This window comes from Salinivibrio proteolyticus (assembly GCF_001996165.1).
In the GTDB taxonomy this organism is placed as follows: domain Bacteria; phylum Pseudomonadota; class Gammaproteobacteria; order Enterobacterales; family Vibrionaceae; genus Salinivibrio; species Salinivibrio proteolyticus.
The window spans coordinates 97,764-114,614 of the sequence record NZ_MUFP01000006.1 but is presented as its reverse complement, the minus strand read 5'-3'; the positions used below and the strand labels follow the sequence as shown (position 1 = coordinate 114,614).

The window sequence follows — 16,851 nt, the reverse complement described above, 5'->3', positions numbered from 1 at the left end:
CGAATATTGTTTGTTAGGCGTTTGAGCTGAAATTTACTTTGACATTATGCAGTTAATACTATTAAATAGCGCTCCTTAGCCCGGATAGCTCAGTCGGTAGAGCAGGGGATTGAAAATCCCCGTGTCGGTGGTTCGATTCCGCCTCCGGGCACCATGTTTATGAAAATCCCTGCTCACACGAGTGGGGATTTTTTTATGCCGACACCGTGTCGGTGGCCTTGCAGGCCGCACCTTACAGGCCGTAATCGATTCCGCCTCCGGGCACCATGTTTATGAAAATCCCTGCTCACACGAGTGGGGATTTTTTTTATCTATTTTTTATCTCGCTATATCCACACTCACGTTTATCGTCTGTCCATCTCACCTCATATTGGTTTACCTATCTCGCTAGGGAAAAACGCTCAACGAATCAATTAAAGTCGGCTATCTTTGTAATACATCAGTGGCAACATGATTGAGTGGGGATATCAGAGATATCAATAGTCTGTGTGGCACCCCGCATTAAACCGCATACAGTACTGATAGTATGGCGTAACACCACATTCATTCACGGACCGAACAGGCGCAAATCCCCTAGAGTGAGCATGGCAGCAGGTAGCATTAAGCTTTCGACCGAACGGCTACAAGCCGGTTTGTACATAAAACTCCCACTGAAGTGGCGTGATCACCCTTTTATGCTGAATCGTTTTCAAATTGAGAGCGATGCACAAGCCAAGGTGATTCGCTCGCTCCCGATTAGTTTCGTGTATTACTACCCAGATAAAAGCATTTCGACGCCTCTGCCTGCGCTTGCTGAGAAAACGGAAAATCCTGACGAAGTGGATCCCAACGCTGTCCACCGTGAAAAAGAAGCCATGGAGCAAGAAAAGCAGAAGCGGATAGAAGAGCAACGCCGTTTTCGCGCCCGTATTCAGAAAGTACAGCAACACTACCAACGTTCTATGGCACAGCTTCGCGCTATCAACATGAAGGTGTCACAGCGCCCCCAAGCCGCCAATGAGGATGTCCGCATGCTGGTTGACAGCATGATGGTATTTGGCGGCGAAGCAAACGTCACTCTTCATTTGATGGACGACCCTTCGCTTGCGGAAGATATGTATGCGCACTCATTGAACGTCGCAGTATTGGCCCTGATGCTGGCCAGAAGCAATGGCTACGACAATGATAAAATCCGTGCTCTTTTGACCGGCGCCGTTCTTCATGATATCGGGACTAAAAAAGTCCCTTCAGCGATTATTCGTAAAAAAGAGCGCCTGACTGAACCTGAGATGAATTACTATCGCTTGCATGTCGCTTACGGCTCGGAGCTGATTACCGAGATGGATGAGTGTACGCCTAGCATTGAGAAGATCCTTGCCCAGCACCATGAATATGCAGATGGCAGTGGATTTCCCAATGCGCTCAAGGACGATGCTATTGATGAGATGGCGCAAATCGTCAGCATGGTGAACTTTTACGATCGGTTATGTCGCCCTCAATTTGGCGCACCAGCACGCATGCCATTTGCCGCCCTATCTCATCTTTTTAAAGACAACAAAGACAAGTTCAACCCGAGATTACTGGCGCTGTTTGTCAAAATGATGGGCGTGTATCCACCCGGTACCGTGGTGAGGCTTTCAAGTGGTGAAACGGGAATGATCATATCGGTCAATAGTAGTGCTCTACTGAAACCCAACGTCATGCTTTACGACCCAGAAATTCCAGCGGATCAAGCGACCATTATTGATATGCGAGAGAGTGATTTAGAGATAGACACCGCCGTGCCTATCTCTAAGTTACCGCAGGAAATTAAAGATTATTTGAAACCGAGAACACGGATTTCCTACTTTATGGATGGGGATGGCTAGTGACTGGCCGACTCGACTTTTTCTGTCTTGTCCGCGGCACGCTGTAATTCAACCACCATATTGTCAATCAAACGGGTTTGTCCCAAGTAAGCCGCCACTAAGATAACGGCTTGACGACTGTCTTCTGTGACTTGGCCAAGGGTTGACGCATCACGGATATAAAACTCATCCGGTTGCAGGCCAGCGGCACGGAGTTGATCGTGCGCATCTTCAATCAGATCGTCCAGATCACGACGGCCATTACGCATTTGTGCGCTCATCCAACGCATCGTTTTCGCGAGCACAGGCGCACGCTGACGCTCATCGACAGTCAGATTGTTATTGCGAGAGCTCATCGCCAGACCATCACTCTCACGCACGGTTGGCACACCAACAATCTCAATAGGCATCGCCATATCTGTGACCATTTTGCGGATGACAGCAAGTTGCTGGAAGTCTTTCTCGCCAAAGCACGCCACACTGGGCTGTACTAGGTTAAAGAGCTTAGTGACGACGGTCGCCACCCCACGAAAATGTCCGGGACGCGATGCGCCTTCTAACATAGTAGAGAGCCCAGGGACGTCCACCGTGGTGTGCGTATCAAGCCCTTGAGGATAAAGCACCTCAGCACTCGGGGTGAAGACAAGATCGACGCCCTCTTCGCGTAATTGGGCTAAATCGTCTTCCAAGGTTCGTGGATAATTGGCAAGATCGTCTGCACGGTCAAACTGCATCGGGTTCACAAAGATGCTCACCGCTACCACTTCACCAAGCTCACGCGCCTTACGTACCAGCGTTAAATGCCCTTGGTGTAAATTGCCCATTGTGGGTACAAACGCAATGCGTTTATCGGCTTTTCGCCACTGGCTAATCTGATCGCGCAGCGGCGCAACCTCAGAAATCACCTGCATACTCGGCCTCTCTATTTAAACGTATGTGCGGGACCCGGAAACTCGCCGCTTGCTACTTCTTTGACGTACTTAGCCACCGCTTCACGCGCGTCGCCAGTTTCCGCCAAATAGTTTTTTGAGAATTTAGGCATGTAATTGGCAGAAACACCGAGCATATCATGCATGACCAAAATTTGACCATCGGTGTCACCGCCCGCGCCAATCCCAATCACGGGTACCGACACGGTGTCAGTAATGCGCTTGGCCAGTGAGGCGGGAACGCATTCCAACAAGATAATCTGCGCGCCGGCTTTTTCTAGCGCGATCGCATCAGCGACCATTTGCTCAGCTTTATCTTCATCACGGCCTTGTACTTTAAAGCCACCGAAAATATTGACCGATTGCGGGGTGAGACCCAAGTGCACACAAACAGGTACGGCGCGCTCGGTCAGCATTTTCACCGCATCCACCAGCCATGATCCGCCTTCAATTTTTACCATATTGGCGCCAGCTTTGATCAGCTCAGCAGCATTGGCGCAGGCTTGCTCCGGTGTGGCACAGCTCATAAATGGCATATCTGCCATCAACAAGCTATTTGGGCTACCCGCACGCACGCAACGGGTGTGATAAGCCAGTTCTTCAACCGACACCGATAAGGTATCGCTCTTTCCTTGTAGAACCATTCCAAGCGAATCGCCCACAAGTAAAACAGGCACTTCCTGTTGCTCGAACAATTGGGCAAAACTCGCATCATAAGCCGTCAGTGATGCAAACTTTTGGCCCTGCTGCTTCCATGTCATCAGATCAGTGATTGTGATTTTTTTCATTATGTCTCCCAAAGCCTGAAACTGGGGCCCACCGATTAAGCGTGATCGCTAATACGGGTTAAACCATTACGATCGACGCGCGTCAGGCTCGCGGCGAGGGTGCTGCCGTCGGGCAAGCACAAGTCGGGGGCTATGTCGGCAAGTGGATAAAGCACGAACTCGCGCACTTTCATGCCGTAGTGTGGCACCGTCAGTCGCGGATGATCGATGACGCGATTGCCATAGAGCAAAATGTCGAGGTCCAAGGTTCTTGGCCCCCAGCGTTCTGCTTTGCGTTCCCTGCCATAATCAAGCTCAATCGCTTGTGTTGCATCCAATAGTGTCAAAGGGTCAAGGTGGGTGTCCAGCGCAATCACCGCGTTGATATAATCCGGTTGATCCGCTGGCCCCATAGGTTTACTCGTGTAAAGCGGAGATGCCGCAACAAACTGACTTTGCGGCAATTGCTTTAAGGCAGCAATCGCTTGGTTCGCCTTTTCTATCGGGTTCCCCAAGTTACTACCAATGGCGATGAACACACGATTCATGACGATGAATTCGATTGTGGTTTACGTCGTCGTGGCGCTTGCTTACGACGACGAGGCTTACGTGTGTTACTGACTTTATTAATGGCGCGGACCATTTTCTGTCGGCCACCTTGGTCGGCACGTTGGAAATCACGCCACCATGCACCAAGCACCTCAGTATCTCCGCCTTCAACCGCACCACGCATTTCTAACAAATCAAACGCGGCACGGAATTTGGATTCGTCAAGCAACTTGAAGGCGCGAGCCCCTGTGCGACGCGTCATGCGCATTTGCAGTTGCCAAATTTCTCGTACCATTGCCGTGAAACGGCGTGGAATTGCCACAGTTTTCACTTGCTCGTCAAGGATGTCGTTAGCGGCCACCATAAAGGCATCGTAATAACTTAAGCCACTTTCGAACGTCATCTCCTCAGCACGTGTTACCACGGGATACCAAAGCATGGCCGCAAACAAAAAGGCCGGGTTAATCCGTTGACTGTTGGCGATCCGTTTATCCGTGGAGCTTAAGACCTGCTCAAGCATTTGTTCGGTTTGACTGGTGTGCTCTTCGGTAAAGTGCGCCGCAACCGCAGGGAAAAGCTGTTCGAAGAGATGATACTCTCGCAACATTTTATAGGTTGCCAAGCCTTGACCTGCTTGTAGCAGTTTCAGACTTTCTTCAAACATGCGCGCCGACGGGATTTCTTGTAGTAACGGTGCCAACGTTTCAATCGGTGCCGCCGTGGCCGGATTGATGGTCATATCGAGCTTGACGGCAAAGCGTACCGCTCGCAACATCCGCACCGGATCTTCGCGATAGCGCGTTTCAGGATCACCAATCAAACGAATAATTCGATTATTCAGGTCGTCCACACCACCGGCGTAATCACGAATCGAAAAATCAGCGATGTTGTAATACAGCGCGTTAACGGTGAAATCTCGACGTTGTGCATCTTCATCAATGCTGCCATAGACATTGTCTCTTAGCAGCATACCGTCTTCTGAACGCGCCGTGTGCTTACTTTTCTTTGGATCTGTGTGATGACCTCGAAAGGTCGCCACTTCAATCACATCACGGCCGAACAGAATATGGGCAAGACGAAATCGCCGTCCGACAAGGCGGCAGTTTCGGAATAACTTACGCACTTCATCTGGCGTGGCATTAGTGGCGATATCAAAGTCTTTGGGGTCACGCCCCAAGAGTAAATCACGCACACCGCCACCGACGAGGTACGCCTCATAGCCCGCTTTATGCAGGCGATAGAGCACTTTCAGCGCATTTTCGCTGATACCTTTTCGCGAAATGCCATGTGCTTTGCGGGGGATAACTTCCAACTTAAGATCCTCTATTGCTCGTGATTTATTATCACGATTCAGAACCTTACGGCAAAAGCTGGTCACTCGATTAAAGATAGCTCACCTCGTCATTTACAGTTCGGGCCATGAAACAGCGGCATATAATATATCAGGGTGGGAAATTTTAGAATGCTGTCTTTACCTCTGTTTCCCGTGGCAGGGTGGCTATTGACCATCTTTTTACCGCTTCTGCCAATAATTCTCCCGGTTTCGCCGAGCGCCAATCAGGAGAAAATGGCATTCCCAAAAACGTTAATGCGGCTAGTAACGCTGGCATTGGGTCGGCACGATTAATCGCGGGAGCATGATTCTGCTTAGATAATTTGTTCCCATCGGCATTGACTGCCAAGGGCAAGTGTAGATAGCGTGGTGCCACCTTACCCAGCTTTTGATACAAGGCAATGTGACGCCCTGTGGGCATAATTAAATCCGCGCCGCGCACCACATCAGTAATGCCTTGGTCAATGTCATCTAAGACCACCGCGAGATTATAGGCATACAGACCATCACGCCGTTTGATAATAAAGTCTTCACTGGCAAGTGCCGCATCCATGTCCAGCGTACCGTGAAGCCGGTCCTCAAAAGCGAGAATCGCAGCCGGACTTTTCAAGCGTACCGCCGCTTGCTCTGGCCCCTGATGCGTCTCTCGGCATGTCCCTAAATAGATCCCACCTGCCGCTTTAATTTGTTTACGTGTGCACGTGCAATAGTACGCCTCGCCCGATGCTAACCACGCATCAATCTGCGCTTGGTAATCAAGCAAGTGATCACTTTGATACCGCACCGCACCATCCCAATGCAGTCCATAGGCTTCGAGTGTTTGCAAAATATCACTCGCCGCCCCTGCGACCTCTCGCGGCGGATCAATATCTTCGATTCTCACCAGCCATTGTCCTCCGTGGGCGCGCGCATCTAGGTAGGAGCCTAATGCCGCGACCAAAGAGCCAAAATGCAAAGGACCAGACGGTGAAGGCGCAAAGCGGCCAATATAGTGCGTGTGCGAGGTCATGATAAGCGGGTAATCAAGGGCATTAGCCAGTGGCAACAAGGAATAGCGCAAATTGTACGGGGATATAGCCGGAACACAAGCATACCAAGACACAAAAAGGGAGCCAAAGCTCCCTTTTATCCAATTGGGTATACCGCCAATTCACTGCATTGGCTGTCGGGGCAATTAGCCCGCCATTTGCTTTTCTTTAAGCTCAGCAAGCGTTTTGCAGTCGATACATAGCTCGGCGGTCGGACGCGCTTCAAGGCGACGAATACCGATTTCCACACCACACGAGTCACAAAAACCGAAGTCATCGTCTTCAATGCGTTGTAGGGTTTTGTCGATTTTTTTGATCAACTTGCGCTCACGATCGCGGTTACGCAGCTCCAAACTGAACTCCTCTTCCTGCGCCGCTCGGTCAACAGGATCGGGAAAGTTTGCCGCTTCGTCTTTCATATGGTTAACCGTACGATCGACTTCTTCCCTGAGCTGATTACGCCACGCGTTGAGGATTTTACGGAAATGCTCGAGCTGTGGCTCGCCCATATATTCCTCACCAGGCTTCTCCTGGTATGGCTCTAATCCGGCAATGGCCAGGATGCCCAGCGATTTCTTTTCTTTGCTTTCTGGCATTCAGCTTCTCCTAAAAACACCTTGACATGACCCGTGTCAGTCAAATGAGGGCGCTATCTATATCAGAAAGCCTATAGGGTGGCAATCTTTGATTTACGCCCTGCTACGCCCAGTGTGAACATGTCTACACTTTTGCTGTATTCGCAACAAAAGGTACGGAATTAACCAGTATTAGCTCACTTGGCGACAACTCAGCTTGGTAACAAATTACTTCCACACCCGCCGCCACCGCGTCATTTAATAACTGATTATAGTCCGCGTCGATATGGGGGGCACCGGTGACTTTTTCAATCCCTGAATGCAAAACAGCAAACAGTAATACGGCACGATGGCCTTGTTCGACCATTGAAATCAGTTCACGCAGATGCTTTTGCCCTCGGGTTGACACCGCATCTGGGAAGGCTCCCCAGCCGTCCTCCTCTAATAGGGTGACACTCTTTACTTCTATATAGCAGTCCGTTTTGTCATCGTCACGTAATAGAAGGTCTATGCGACTGTTTTCGCTGCCATAGCGTACTTCTGTCTGTAATTGTGCATAGCCGGCTAGTTCAGGAATACGCCCTGCCTCAATCGCCTCAACCACTAAGGTGTTGGCGCGGGCCGTATTGACACAAATCCAGTGGCCTTGCTGAGTATAATTGAGCTCCCAGCTATGCGGATATTTACGCTTTGCATTGTCCGACGTGGAATACCACACGGTATCGCCGGGAGTTGCACACCCCGTCATAGCGCCTGTATTGGCACAATGCATCGTCAAGGTATCGCCATTGGCCAGCGTGACATCGGTTAAAAAGCGTTTATAACGGCGCACTAAGGTCGCCGACTGGAGTGGTGGTGAAAACAGCATGCTCAATTCCTGCTAGTAAGATCAAACGCGTGTAAGCATTGGTATAAGGCTCTCCCCTCACTATCACGCTGGCCATGTGTGGCTTGATGAGAAGGCGAAGCGTAGAGACCAAAGCGTTGGCAAGTAAATGTTAGCGGTGGTAGCGCCGGTCCGTCCAAACCTTGAACGGTTTTAACCCCTCGACGTAAAGTGATGTGAGGAGTAAACGCATGACTATCACGCTGTGCTGGCCAAGCTGCTAACTGGCTTAAGCGATGGGCCAGATCGCACAACATAGCGGGCGGCGTCGCGACGGTGGCACAAGCGATGTTTGGCCCTGACCAGATGGCTAATTGTGATAATGTCAGGGAGAATGAGGAGAGACGAATAGCGTTGGCCTCTTCACACAACGCTGGTAACACCGCCTCTGGCACGTCCCCTAAAAATGCTAGCGTGAGGTGCAAGTTGGCGTCAGGCACGGCGCGTCCTTCCCCGGATAGCTGATTTTTATAGTCAGCCAGCGCCTCTCTGGCAGCAAGGTTCACGCTCTCATTCAAGCCCAGCGCGAAAAATACTCGCATGGGGTCTCCTTTTGCGTCTGGTTCGTTAAAATAACCGCTTTGATTCTGACACAAAGGGCAAACGCTTGTCTCAGCTTCCGATTGATGCCGTGATTCCGCCGTTAATTGACGGCTTGCGCCAGTACCCACAAATCATTTTATCGGCGCCACCGGGCGCCGGTAAGTCAACGCGCCTGCCACTCGCACTGCTCGAACGCACCGCCTTAACCGGCAAAATCCTACTCCTTGAACCAAGACGTTTAGCTGCGCGAAACATCGCTGCTTTTTTAGCGCAACAGTTAAATGAACCAGTTGGACAAACCGTGGGACTGAGAATGCGTGGCCACACACAAGTCAGTGCCAACACCCGCTTAGAAGTAGTTACCGAAGGTGTCCTGACGCGCTTACTGCAACAAGACCCCATGCTAGAAGACGTAAGCCTGATCCTATTCGATGAGTTTCACGAGCGCAGTTTACACGCCGATCTGGCGCTGGCCTTGAGCCTCGACAGCCAAGCTGGCCTGCGCGACGACTTACGTTTAATTGTGATGTCAGCGACCTTAGACAATCACGCCTTATGTCAATGTCTGCCTGACGCATTGGTACTCGCCACCGAAGGGCGAAGCTTTCCAATTCACTATCACTATCAGCCAATCGCTCGCCGTGACCAGTGGGAAAGTGCGGTGGCACGCGCCAGTCTCGACTTTATCCGACAACACTCAGGCTCGGCACTGATGTTTTTGCCCGGGATGCAGGCAATACGCCGCGTCCATCAAGCGCTACAAAACACGCTTCCCGATGACATGGATTTACACCTGCTTCACGGTAGCCTCGACTTTTCAGCGCAGCAAGCGGCTATCGCGCCTGCGCAAAAGGGAAGGCGAAAGTTGGTGCTGACCACCAATATTGCAGAAACCAGTTTGACGATTGATGGGGTCCAGCTAGTCATTGATACTGGCCTTGAACGTTTGGTGACCCACCAAGCGCAGACGGGTATCGATAAGCTCGTCACTCGGCATATTGCGCGCAGCTCTGCAGTTCAGCGCGCAGGACGGGCCGGACGACTCAGCGAGGGGCATTGCTTACGCCTGTATAGTGAAGAGCAATTCCAGCGTCTGCCAGCATCCCCTGATGCACCGATTCTGCGCGAAGACTTAACCGACTTGGCGCTTAATGTGATCCAATGGGGCTGTGACGTCCAAGATTTACACTGGCTTGACGCGCCCCCCGCGAAACATTGGCAAGCTGCCTGCCAACGACTGACACAATTGGGCCTAACGGATATACGGCAGACATTCACCGCGCTCGGGCAACGGGCTAGCCAATTGGCCGCCCAACCTCGCGCCGCAGCGATGCTCGTACGCGTAGAAACGGCAGCCACATCGACGCAGTCGACTGCTTGCTGGTTAGCCGCTTGGGTGGATAAACCGGTCAGAGGAAACGGATCATTATCGCTTATCGATCAGGTTCGCGCCGCGATGTCATCGCGAGAGCATCAATCACGGGCCAAGTCGCTGGCTCACGCACTTGGCATCCGTTTGACTCACTCGCTCGATGAGCAAGCATTGCCGTTATTGGCCGCTTTCGTTTGGCCCGATCGCATCGCGCAGTCACGTGGGCAATCGGGACGCTTTGTGATGGCAAATGGTCACGGCGTCACACTCGACAGCCAGGATCCCCTGAGCCATGCCGACACGCTGGTGATCTGTGATGTAATGGCCAGTGAGCGTAGCGATAGCCGAGCCTACTGCGCTATTGCGTTATCCCTGACGACCTTGAATGAGGCTCGTCCCGATCTGTTTACACACCGAGAAGTGATCGCGTGGGATGAACAGCGTGGCACGCTGCGCGCAGAACAACAGCAATGTTTGGGAGAGCTGGTGCTTAGCCGCCAACCGCTTGATACGCTCACCGCGGAGCAGCAAGTGCAAGGGTTGCTTGATGCGGTTCGTCAAAAAGGCCTTCAGGCATTGAATTGGCAGCCAGAAAGTCAGTCCTTACTCACACGGGCGCGCTGCGCACAAGCGTGGGGACTCGACATTGCGCTACCGCCTTTAAGCGATGCGGACTTGCTTAACACCCTCGATACATGGCTTGCGCCGTTTATGCATGGCCTATCGCGTTGGCAAGCACTTAAACAATTGGATCTAAAACCAGCACTTGAAGCTTGGTTTGGGTATGAGACGACGCAACACCTTAACGCCGCCCTACCCACTCACCTAACGGTGCCCACTGGCTCTCGCTATCGACTGCGCTACGAGTCCAACAAGGCACCGGTTTTGGCGGTGAAGATGCAAGAGATGTACGGACAAGCGCAAACACCAACGCTTGCCAATGGTAAGGTAGCGGTCCAGCTAGAACTTTTGTCCCCTGCCGGACGACCGTTACAAATAACCCAAGACTTAGCGGGCTTTTGGCAAGGGGCTTACAAAGAGGTGCAAAAAGAAATGAAGGGACGCTACCCTAAACACCTTTGGCCGGATGACCCAGCCAACCATGTGCCCACACGCAAAACAAAACGCCATTTTAACCAGAGTTAACCGATTGTATGGCCAATAAAAAAACACGCACTAGCACTAAAAAACGCGCCGCGCCGACCCGTCGGACGAAAAAAGCGACCGCCAAGCCAAGCTGGACCAAGCGCTTGCTTACCTTCGGCTTTAAATGCAGTTTGGTCGGTATAGCGGCTATCGTTATCCTCGGTATTTACTTAGATGGCAAAATCCAAGACAAGTTTAGTGGTCAAATTTGGCAGCTCCCGGGGGTTGTCTATGGCCGTGTGATTAGCCTGTCACCGGGGAGCGATTTTTCCTTGGTTCAGCTGCGCCAGCAGCTGGATACGCTCAACTACCAAAAAGTGCGTAACCCCAAGCGCCCCGGTGAATACTCAGCGTCGCAGACACGGTTAGAAATCATCCGCCGTCCGTTCGACTTTGAAGACGGTCCGGCCACTGCACGACACGCCATGCTAAGCTTTAGCGGCAACCAAGTAACCAAAATCACCGAGGTGAGCAGCAACCAACCGCTTGGGCTGTTGCGTATTGAACCCAAGTTATTGGGGATGATGGAGTCTGGGATCCATGAACAGCGTTTGTTTTTACCCCGAGAGCGCTTTCCTGAGTTTCTGGTAGAAGCCCTGCTCACAACCGAAGACCGCGACTTTTACCACCACGAGGGGGTCTCGCCAACGGGAATATTGCGAGCCTTGGTGGCCAATATTCGTGCAGGTCGCACTGTGCAAGGTGGCTCAACCCTGACCCAACAGCTCGCCAAAAACCTGTTTTTAACCCGTGACCGTACCTTGTGGCGAAAAGTCCAAGAAGCCTATATGGCACTGTTGCTCGATTTTCGGTACAGCAAAGACAAAATTCTCGAGGCTTACCTCAATGAAGTGTATCTCGGTCAAAGCCGTGGTGAGCCTGTGCATGGATTTCCATTGGGCGCCAGACTCTACTTTGGACGTCCCATCAACGAGCTGCGCGTTGACCAACTTGCGTTGTTAGTTGGCATGGTCAAGGGGCCGTCTTATTACAACCCCTTCCGTCATCCTGAGCGCGCGAAAACTCGTCGCGATCTCGTGTTACGTTTAATGATGGAGCAAAACCTACTCACCAGCGCAGACTATGATGCGGCCGCCAGCCGCCCGCTAGATATTCAAAACGCGCCCTCGCTGGCGCGCCCCCAACCGGCTTACTTTGATCAGCTCAAAGAAGAAATTCGTCAAAAGGTCGGCGACAAATACGCCGCTGGCGCTGGTCTGCGCATATTCACCACCCTCGATCCTGTCTCTCAACAGGCCATCGAACGCGCGGTGACCACTAAGGTCAAAGCATTGAAAGGACGGGCCGGTAACCAACTGGAAGCCGCAGCAGTGATTGCCGACCGTCGCAGTGGCGAAGTCCGCGCCATGGTTGGCGGCGCTAAGCCCGGCTTTGCCGGATTTAACCGCGCCCTAAACGCAAAACGCCCAATTGGATCATTGGCCAAACCGGCGGTGTATCTTGCGGCATTAAGCCATCCGAACCGTTTTCAGCTTACCAGCGACATTGACGACAAACCCATTCGTCTTGAGGGCAGTCAAGGCAGCAGTTGGCAACCACGAAACTATGACCGCCAATACCGAGGTAGTGTGTCTTTGCTCACGGCTCTGGCCAAGTCGTATAACGTGCCCACGGTGAATCTCGGCATGCAACTGGGCTTAGGTGAAGTGATTGACACCTTTGGCAAGCTGGGCGCGAATACCGATGCCATTCCACGTGTGCCATCCGTGCTGCTTGGTACATTTAGCATGAGTCCATTTGATGTTACTCAGATGTATCAAACGCTCGGCAGTGCTGGTCAGCGCGCGCCTCTCACCGCACTGCGGGCTGTGACCACCAAAGAAGGCCATAGTCTCTATCGCAACTGGCCCAAAGCGGAGCGTGTGGTACCAGAGCAAGCCGGTTGGTTAACCTTATATGCGATGAAACAAGTCGTTCAACAAGGAACGGGCCGCTACTTGCAGCAACATCATGGTCAGTTTGCGCTCGCCGGTAAGACAGGTACAACCGACGACAACCGTGATAGCTGGTTTGTTGGCATGGATGATAAGGAAGTCACCACTATTTGGTTGGGCCGCGATGACAACCAATCAACGGGACTGACCGGTGCATCAGGGGCGTTGCGTGTCTATGACGATTACCTCACGCGCCGCGGTGCGAGCAACCTCAGCGTCTCGTGGCCTGCACAAGTCACCACCGTCACCGTGCAGCATAACGCGAGTCGCTATCAACTGGACTGTTACGGTAACCAAAAACTCCCAATGTGGGATCCGAATGGTGAGTTGGCGAAACGGTGTGATAAACCAGACCCAGTCGGATGGCTGAAAGGCTTGTTTAACTGACAAAACCTAAAAGCCCCAGCTTGGATTGCTGGGGCTTTTTAACGCTCAATCAGATGGCTTCATCTTAGCCATGGATTGACCCTAGCTTAGCTGCGCAATCCGGTGCCTCGAGAAATTAATCCCCATGCCAAGGCATACAGCCCCGCAATAAACAGCAGCAAGACACCAAACGAGGTGGTAATTCCCACATCCGAGACACCCAAAAAGCCGTAACGGAAAGCGTTAACCATATACACAATCGGGTTCAGTTTTGACACGCCCTGCCAAAACTCTGGCAACAGTGATAGCGAGTAAAAGACCCCGCCTAAATAGGTCAATGGCGTGAGGACAAAGGTTGGGATCAAGCTTATATCGTCGAAGGTTTTGGCGAAGATAGCATTGATTAATCCCCCCAGCGCAAACACCGCCGATGTCAGCACTACGGTCGTAATAACAATCAAAGGGTGCGCGATTTGCAAGTCGACAAAAAAGAGCGACGTCATGGTCACCAAGGCCCCCACAGCCAGCCCGCGACACATGCCACCGCCAATGTAGCCGGCAATGATCACGTAGTTTGGAATGGGCGCGACCAACAACTCCTCAATGTTATGTTGGAACTTAGCACTAAAGAAGGACGATGCCACATTCGAGTAAGAGTTGGTGATCACCGACATCATGATAAGCCCGGGCACGATGTACTCCATGTAGGTGAAACCTTCCATTTCACCAATGCGAGAACCAATCAGATTACCGAAAATAATAAAATAGAGACTCATGGTAATCGCTGGTGGCACCAAGGTCTGTACCCAAATACGTGTAAAGCGGACCACTTCTTTGTGGATCAGGGTACGAAAAGCGACCCAATACAAGGCATTCATGCGTGGCCCTCCCCGTTTTGCTGAATCAAGGTGACAAACAACTCCTCAAGACGATTCGCCTTGTTTCGCATCGACAGCACTTGCACACCTTGTTGCGACAACTGTTCAAATACCGGCGTCAGCCCGACTGATTTATTCACCTCCACTTCAAGGGTGTTAGTGTCGGTTTTTTGCCAATTCACGCCCTCTAAGGTGCTGAGCTTATGTCCAGGCTGCAAATCAAGAATGAAGGTTTCCGCGTCCAACTTGGCAAGCAGTGCTTTCATGGACGTGTCTTCCACCAGCTCGCCTCGATTGATGATACCGATATTTCGACACAGCATCTCCGCTTCTTCGAGATAGTGGGTGGTCAAAATAATGGTGATCCCTTGGCGGTTTATCTCACTGAGAAAGTCCCACATCGAGCGACGCAGTTCGATATCCACCCCAGCTGTCGGCTCGTCCAAGATCAATAGGCGAGGCTCGTGCATTAACGCGCGGGCAATCATCAAACGACGCTTCATCCCACCCGATAAGTTCCGTGCCGGCTCATGGCGTTTATCCCACAAGTCGAGCTGAGAGAGGTATTTTTTCGCACGCTCTTTGGCCTGAGCACGCGGCACACCGTAGTATCCAGCTTGGTTCACCACAATCTGCTGCACTTTTTCAAACTGGTTAAAGTTAAACTCTTGCGGCACAAGGCCAATTTGCTTTTTGGCTTCCACCTTTTGCGTGTCTAAGTCGTAGCCAAAAATGCTCACCTGACCTTGGGTCTTGTTGACCAGTGAGCTCAAGATGCCAATGGTGGTCGATTTTCCCGCCCCATTAGGCCCCAATAGCGCATAAAAATCGCCCTCCTCCACGGAGAGCGATACCCCTTTAAGCGCCTTGACATTGGACCCGTACGTTTTCACCAGGTCCTTAATTTCGATTGCTTTCATAAGCTCCCGTTACGTTTAAGCCATAACTTCGGTCACTTTGTGCGCGGCGCGTAATGCGTCATAACGGCTATCAAAGGTGTGATCGTCAGTGAGCCAATTTTTTACATGCAAGCGCTCTAATTGGTCCCGCGTTTTTTGGTGGGGACAGAGCAAAAAGACTTGGCAATTGACGTCTAACGCATCTTTGATGGCATTTTCCAGCGCGAGACCGACAGTCATATCAATCATGGGCACGTCGCTAAGGTCGAGGATCATGACATCAAATTCCTCAATTTTGCTATGTTGACGTGCAATCGCTTTTGAGACACTGAATATCATTGGGCCTGAGAGGTAGAAAAACAACACTTTTCCGTTCGCGCTGTCTAATAAGGCACGCTCCATATCGTTAAGCGGTACATCGTCCTCATCAGCATCACTGATCGCTTTCACCTGCTTTTCTTGCTCTCGGCTCAGGTGTTCAATCGCGATAATATTGGCGATAAACACCCCAACGCCGACTGCGACAATCAAGTCCACCAGTACGGTCAGCACCATCACACCATACATGATCACGGTTTGATGCAAACTGACTTTATGCGCACGCTGAATGAAGGTGCGGTCGAGAATATTAAAACCGACATAAATAGCGATACCCGCCAGTACCGCCATCGGTATGGGCTCGGTCAGAAAGCCGGCGACTAAGATGACCGCCGCGAGCAAGAGTGCACGGATAATGGCCGACAACGGTGAGCGTCCTCCCACCTGCACATTGACGACCGTCCCCATGGTACCGCCAGCCCCTGGCAAAGCGCCGAATAACCCAGCAACCATATTCGCTAACCCTTGGCCGCGTAACTCTTTGTCCGAGTCATGTTCCTCGCGAGTGAGTGAATCGGCAATCACCGCAGACAATAAGGTATCAATACAGCCTAAGGTCCCGAGTACCAAGGCATCGACCATCATGGTGGTGAGCATTTCACGGTTAAATTGAGGCAACACCAAAGTCGGCAGCCCAGTTGGGATCTCACCAATCCGGCGAATCGCCGCCAAATCAAACCATGCAATCGACAATAAGGTAACCACAACGAGCGCAACCAGCTGCACCGGCATATAGCGCCGATAACGCTGTGGAAAGGAGAACAAAATACCCAGTGTTACCAGTCCCAACAGTAATTCGCTTTGCTGAGTGTGAGCGATCAGATCGGGAAGACTTTTGAGCGTGCCTAACACCCCACCATCAGGCGTGGCTTGGCCCAGCAATGGTGGCAATTGGAGAATAATCAGGATAACGCCAATCCCCGACATAAACCCAGAGATCACGCTGTAGGGCATTAAAGTCACGTATTTGCCCAGTTTGAGCGTCCCCAATATTACTTGGAACAGGCCCGCCATCATCACCACGGTAAAGCCCATTGCCATGCCGCCCTCGGGATAGCGCGACACCATGGTAGTGAGCACCGCGGTCATAATCACCGTCATCGGCCCAGTTGGCTCAGAGATAAGCGTTGAAGAGCCACCAAATAAAGCAGCAAACAAGCCCACTAAAATGGCGCCCCACATTCCGGCTTCCGCCCCCGCCCCTGACGCTACCCCGAACGCCAGCGAGAGGGGCAAAGAGATAACCGCCGTGGTGACGCCCCCAAACAGGTCCCCTTTGAGGGTCCAGTTTTTGAATCGTTCGAATTTCAAAACCTTTGATCCTTTCAAGTCGTATGCAGTTTCACGGCCATGACGGCTTTACTCACTGGCACGGGACTCACCCGGTGCGCGGGCGCCAGTATATAGGAATGTGTGCAAGA

Annotated in this window: 14 protein-coding genes and 1 tRNA gene; 4 read left to right on the top strand and 11 right to left on the bottom strand. The window is 51.8% G+C overall.

The genetic code is table 11. From position 1 onward, the window contains the following. Nucleotides 1-78: 78 nt before the first annotated feature. Nucleotides 79-154 (top strand) — tRNA-Phe (locus BZJ19_RS06225). A gap of 430 nt (nucleotides 155-584) precedes the next feature. After that, nucleotides 585-1,847 (top strand): cyclic di-GMP phosphodiesterase, encoded by a 1,263-nt coding sequence (locus tag BZJ19_RS06220; RefSeq protein WP_077674983.1) that lies wholly within the window; start codon nucleotides 585-587, stop codon nucleotides 1,845-1,847. On the opposite strand, the gene panC is transcribed toward BZJ19_RS06220, so the two are convergent. The 8 genes from panC to thpR form a co-directional block, all read right to left on the bottom strand. After that, a complete protein-coding gene (gene panC / locus BZJ19_RS06215) occupies nucleotides 1,844-2,737 on the bottom strand; it encodes a pantoate--beta-alanine ligase (protein WP_077674982.1) in 894 nt (297 codons plus the stop codon). The genes BZJ19_RS06220 and panC overlap by 4 nt on opposite strands. 11 nt (nucleotides 2,738-2,748) lie before the next feature. Next, entirely contained in the window at nucleotides 2,749-3,543 is a 795-nt protein-coding gene (panB, locus tag BZJ19_RS06210; protein ID WP_077674981.1) for a 3-methyl-2-oxobutanoate hydroxymethyltransferase, read from the bottom strand. 35 nt (nucleotides 3,544-3,578) lie between these two features. Continuing rightward, a complete protein-coding gene (folK, locus tag BZJ19_RS06205; RefSeq protein ID WP_077674980.1) occupies nucleotides 3,579-4,070 on the bottom strand; it encodes a 2-amino-4-hydroxy-6-hydroxymethyldihydropteridine diphosphokinase in 492 nt (163 codons plus the stop codon). After that, nucleotides 4,067-5,425, bottom strand: coding sequence for a polynucleotide adenylyltransferase PcnB (gene pcnB, locus BZJ19_RS06200; RefSeq protein ID WP_069588471.1), 1,359 nt, complete (start codon nucleotides 5,423-5,425; stop codon nucleotides 4,067-4,069). The genes folK and pcnB overlap by 4 nt, the downstream gene beginning before the upstream one ends. A 103-nt stretch (nucleotides 5,426-5,528) precedes the next feature. Next, complete coding sequence (gluQRS, locus tag BZJ19_RS06195) at nucleotides 5,529-6,413, bottom strand: tRNA glutamyl-Q(34) synthetase GluQRS (RefSeq protein WP_077675069.1); 885 nt, start codon at nucleotides 6,411-6,413, stop codon at nucleotides 5,529-5,531. Between the two features lie 165 nt (nucleotides 6,414-6,578). Further along, complete coding sequence (gene dksA, locus BZJ19_RS06190) at nucleotides 6,579-7,028, bottom strand: RNA polymerase-binding protein DksA (protein ID WP_069586438.1); 450 nt, start codon at nucleotides 7,026-7,028, stop codon at nucleotides 6,579-6,581. Between the two features lie 124 nt (nucleotides 7,029-7,152). Further along, nucleotides 7,153-7,875 (bottom strand): DNA/RNA nuclease SfsA, encoded by a 723-nt coding sequence (gene sfsA / locus BZJ19_RS06185; RefSeq protein ID WP_077639554.1) that lies wholly within the window; start codon nucleotides 7,873-7,875, stop codon nucleotides 7,153-7,155. 2 nt (nucleotides 7,876-7,877) lie between these two features. Further along, a complete protein-coding gene (thpR, locus tag BZJ19_RS06180) occupies nucleotides 7,878-8,435 on the bottom strand; it encodes an RNA 2',3'-cyclic phosphodiesterase (protein WP_077674979.1) in 558 nt (185 codons plus the stop codon). Nucleotides 8,436-8,500: 65 nt separating this feature from the next. On the opposite strand from thpR, the gene hrpB reads away from it, so the two are divergent. Together hrpB and mrcB are read left to right on the top strand one after the other, a co-directional pair. Continuing rightward, nucleotides 8,501-10,954 carry an ATP-dependent helicase HrpB gene (gene hrpB, locus BZJ19_RS06175; protein WP_077674978.1) on the top strand — a complete coding sequence of 818 codons (2,454 nt, stop codon included), beginning with the start codon at nucleotides 8,501-8,503 and terminating at the stop codon, nucleotides 10,952-10,954. Nucleotides 10,955-10,962: 8 nt separating this feature from the next. After that, on the top strand, nucleotides 10,963-13,296 hold the full coding sequence (mrcB, locus tag BZJ19_RS06170; RefSeq protein ID WP_077674977.1) for a penicillin-binding protein 1B: 2,334 nt from the start codon (nucleotides 10,963-10,965) through the stop codon (nucleotides 13,294-13,296). An 86-nt stretch (nucleotides 13,297-13,382) separates the two neighbouring features. Here the strand turns inward: mrcB and BZJ19_RS06165 are convergent, their stop codons facing one another. Genes BZJ19_RS06165 through BZJ19_RS06155 form a run of 3 tightly spaced genes read right to left on the bottom strand, consistent with a single transcriptional unit; the run spans nucleotide 13,383 to nucleotide 16,741 of the window. Continuing rightward, a complete protein-coding gene (locus BZJ19_RS06165; RefSeq protein WP_069586433.1) occupies nucleotides 13,383-14,153 on the bottom strand; it encodes an ABC transporter permease in 771 nt (256 codons plus the stop codon). After that, nucleotides 14,150-15,073, bottom strand: a complete 924-nt coding sequence (locus tag BZJ19_RS06160; RefSeq protein WP_069586432.1) for an ABC transporter ATP-binding protein — start codon at nucleotides 15,071-15,073, stop codon at nucleotides 14,150-14,152. Before BZJ19_RS06160 ends, BZJ19_RS06165 begins: the two co-directional genes overlap by 4 nt. Nucleotides 15,074-15,088: 15 nt before the next feature. Next, a complete protein-coding gene (locus tag BZJ19_RS06155) occupies nucleotides 15,089-16,741 on the bottom strand; it encodes a SulP family inorganic anion transporter (protein ID WP_077674976.1) in 1,653 nt (550 codons plus the stop codon). Between the last annotated feature and the right edge of the window lie 110 nt (nucleotides 16,742-16,851).

Coding starts and splice junctions, on each gene's coding strand:
- BZJ19_RS06220 (WP_077674983.1), top strand. CDS start 585: ATGGCAGCAGGTAGCATTAAGCTTTCGACCGAACGGCTACAAGCCGGT.
- panC (WP_077674982.1), bottom strand. CDS start 2,737: ATGCAGGTGATTTCTGAGGTTGCGCCGCTGCGCGATCAGATTAGCCAG.
- panB (WP_077674981.1), bottom strand. CDS start 3,543: ATGAAAAAAATCACAATCACTGATCTGATGACATGGAAGCAGCAGGGC.
- folK (WP_077674980.1), bottom strand. CDS start 4,070: ATGAATCGTGTGTTCATCGCCATTGGTAGTAACTTGGGGAACCCGATA.
- gluQRS (WP_077675069.1), bottom strand. CDS start 6,413: ATGACCTCGCACACGCACTATATTGGCCGCTTTGCGCCTTCACCGTCT.
- dksA (WP_069586438.1), bottom strand. CDS start 7,028: ATGCCAGAAAGCAAAGAAAAGAAATCGCTGGGCATCCTGGCCATTGCC.
- sfsA (WP_077639554.1), bottom strand. CDS start 7,875: ATGCTGTTTTCACCACCACTCCAGTCGGCGACCTTAGTGCGCCGTTAT.
- thpR (WP_077674979.1), bottom strand. CDS start 8,435: ATGCGAGTATTTTTCGCGCTGGGCTTGAATGAGAGCGTGAACCTTGCT.
- mrcB (WP_077674977.1), top strand. CDS start 10,963: ATGGCCAATAAAAAAACACGCACTAGCACTAAAAAACGCGCCGCGCCG.
- BZJ19_RS06165 (WP_069586433.1), bottom strand. CDS start 14,153: ATGAATGCCTTGTATTGGGTCGCTTTTCGTACCCTGATCCACAAAGAA.
- BZJ19_RS06160 (WP_069586432.1), bottom strand. CDS start 15,073: ATGAAAGCAATCGAAATTAAGGACCTGGTGAAAACGTACGGGTCCAAT.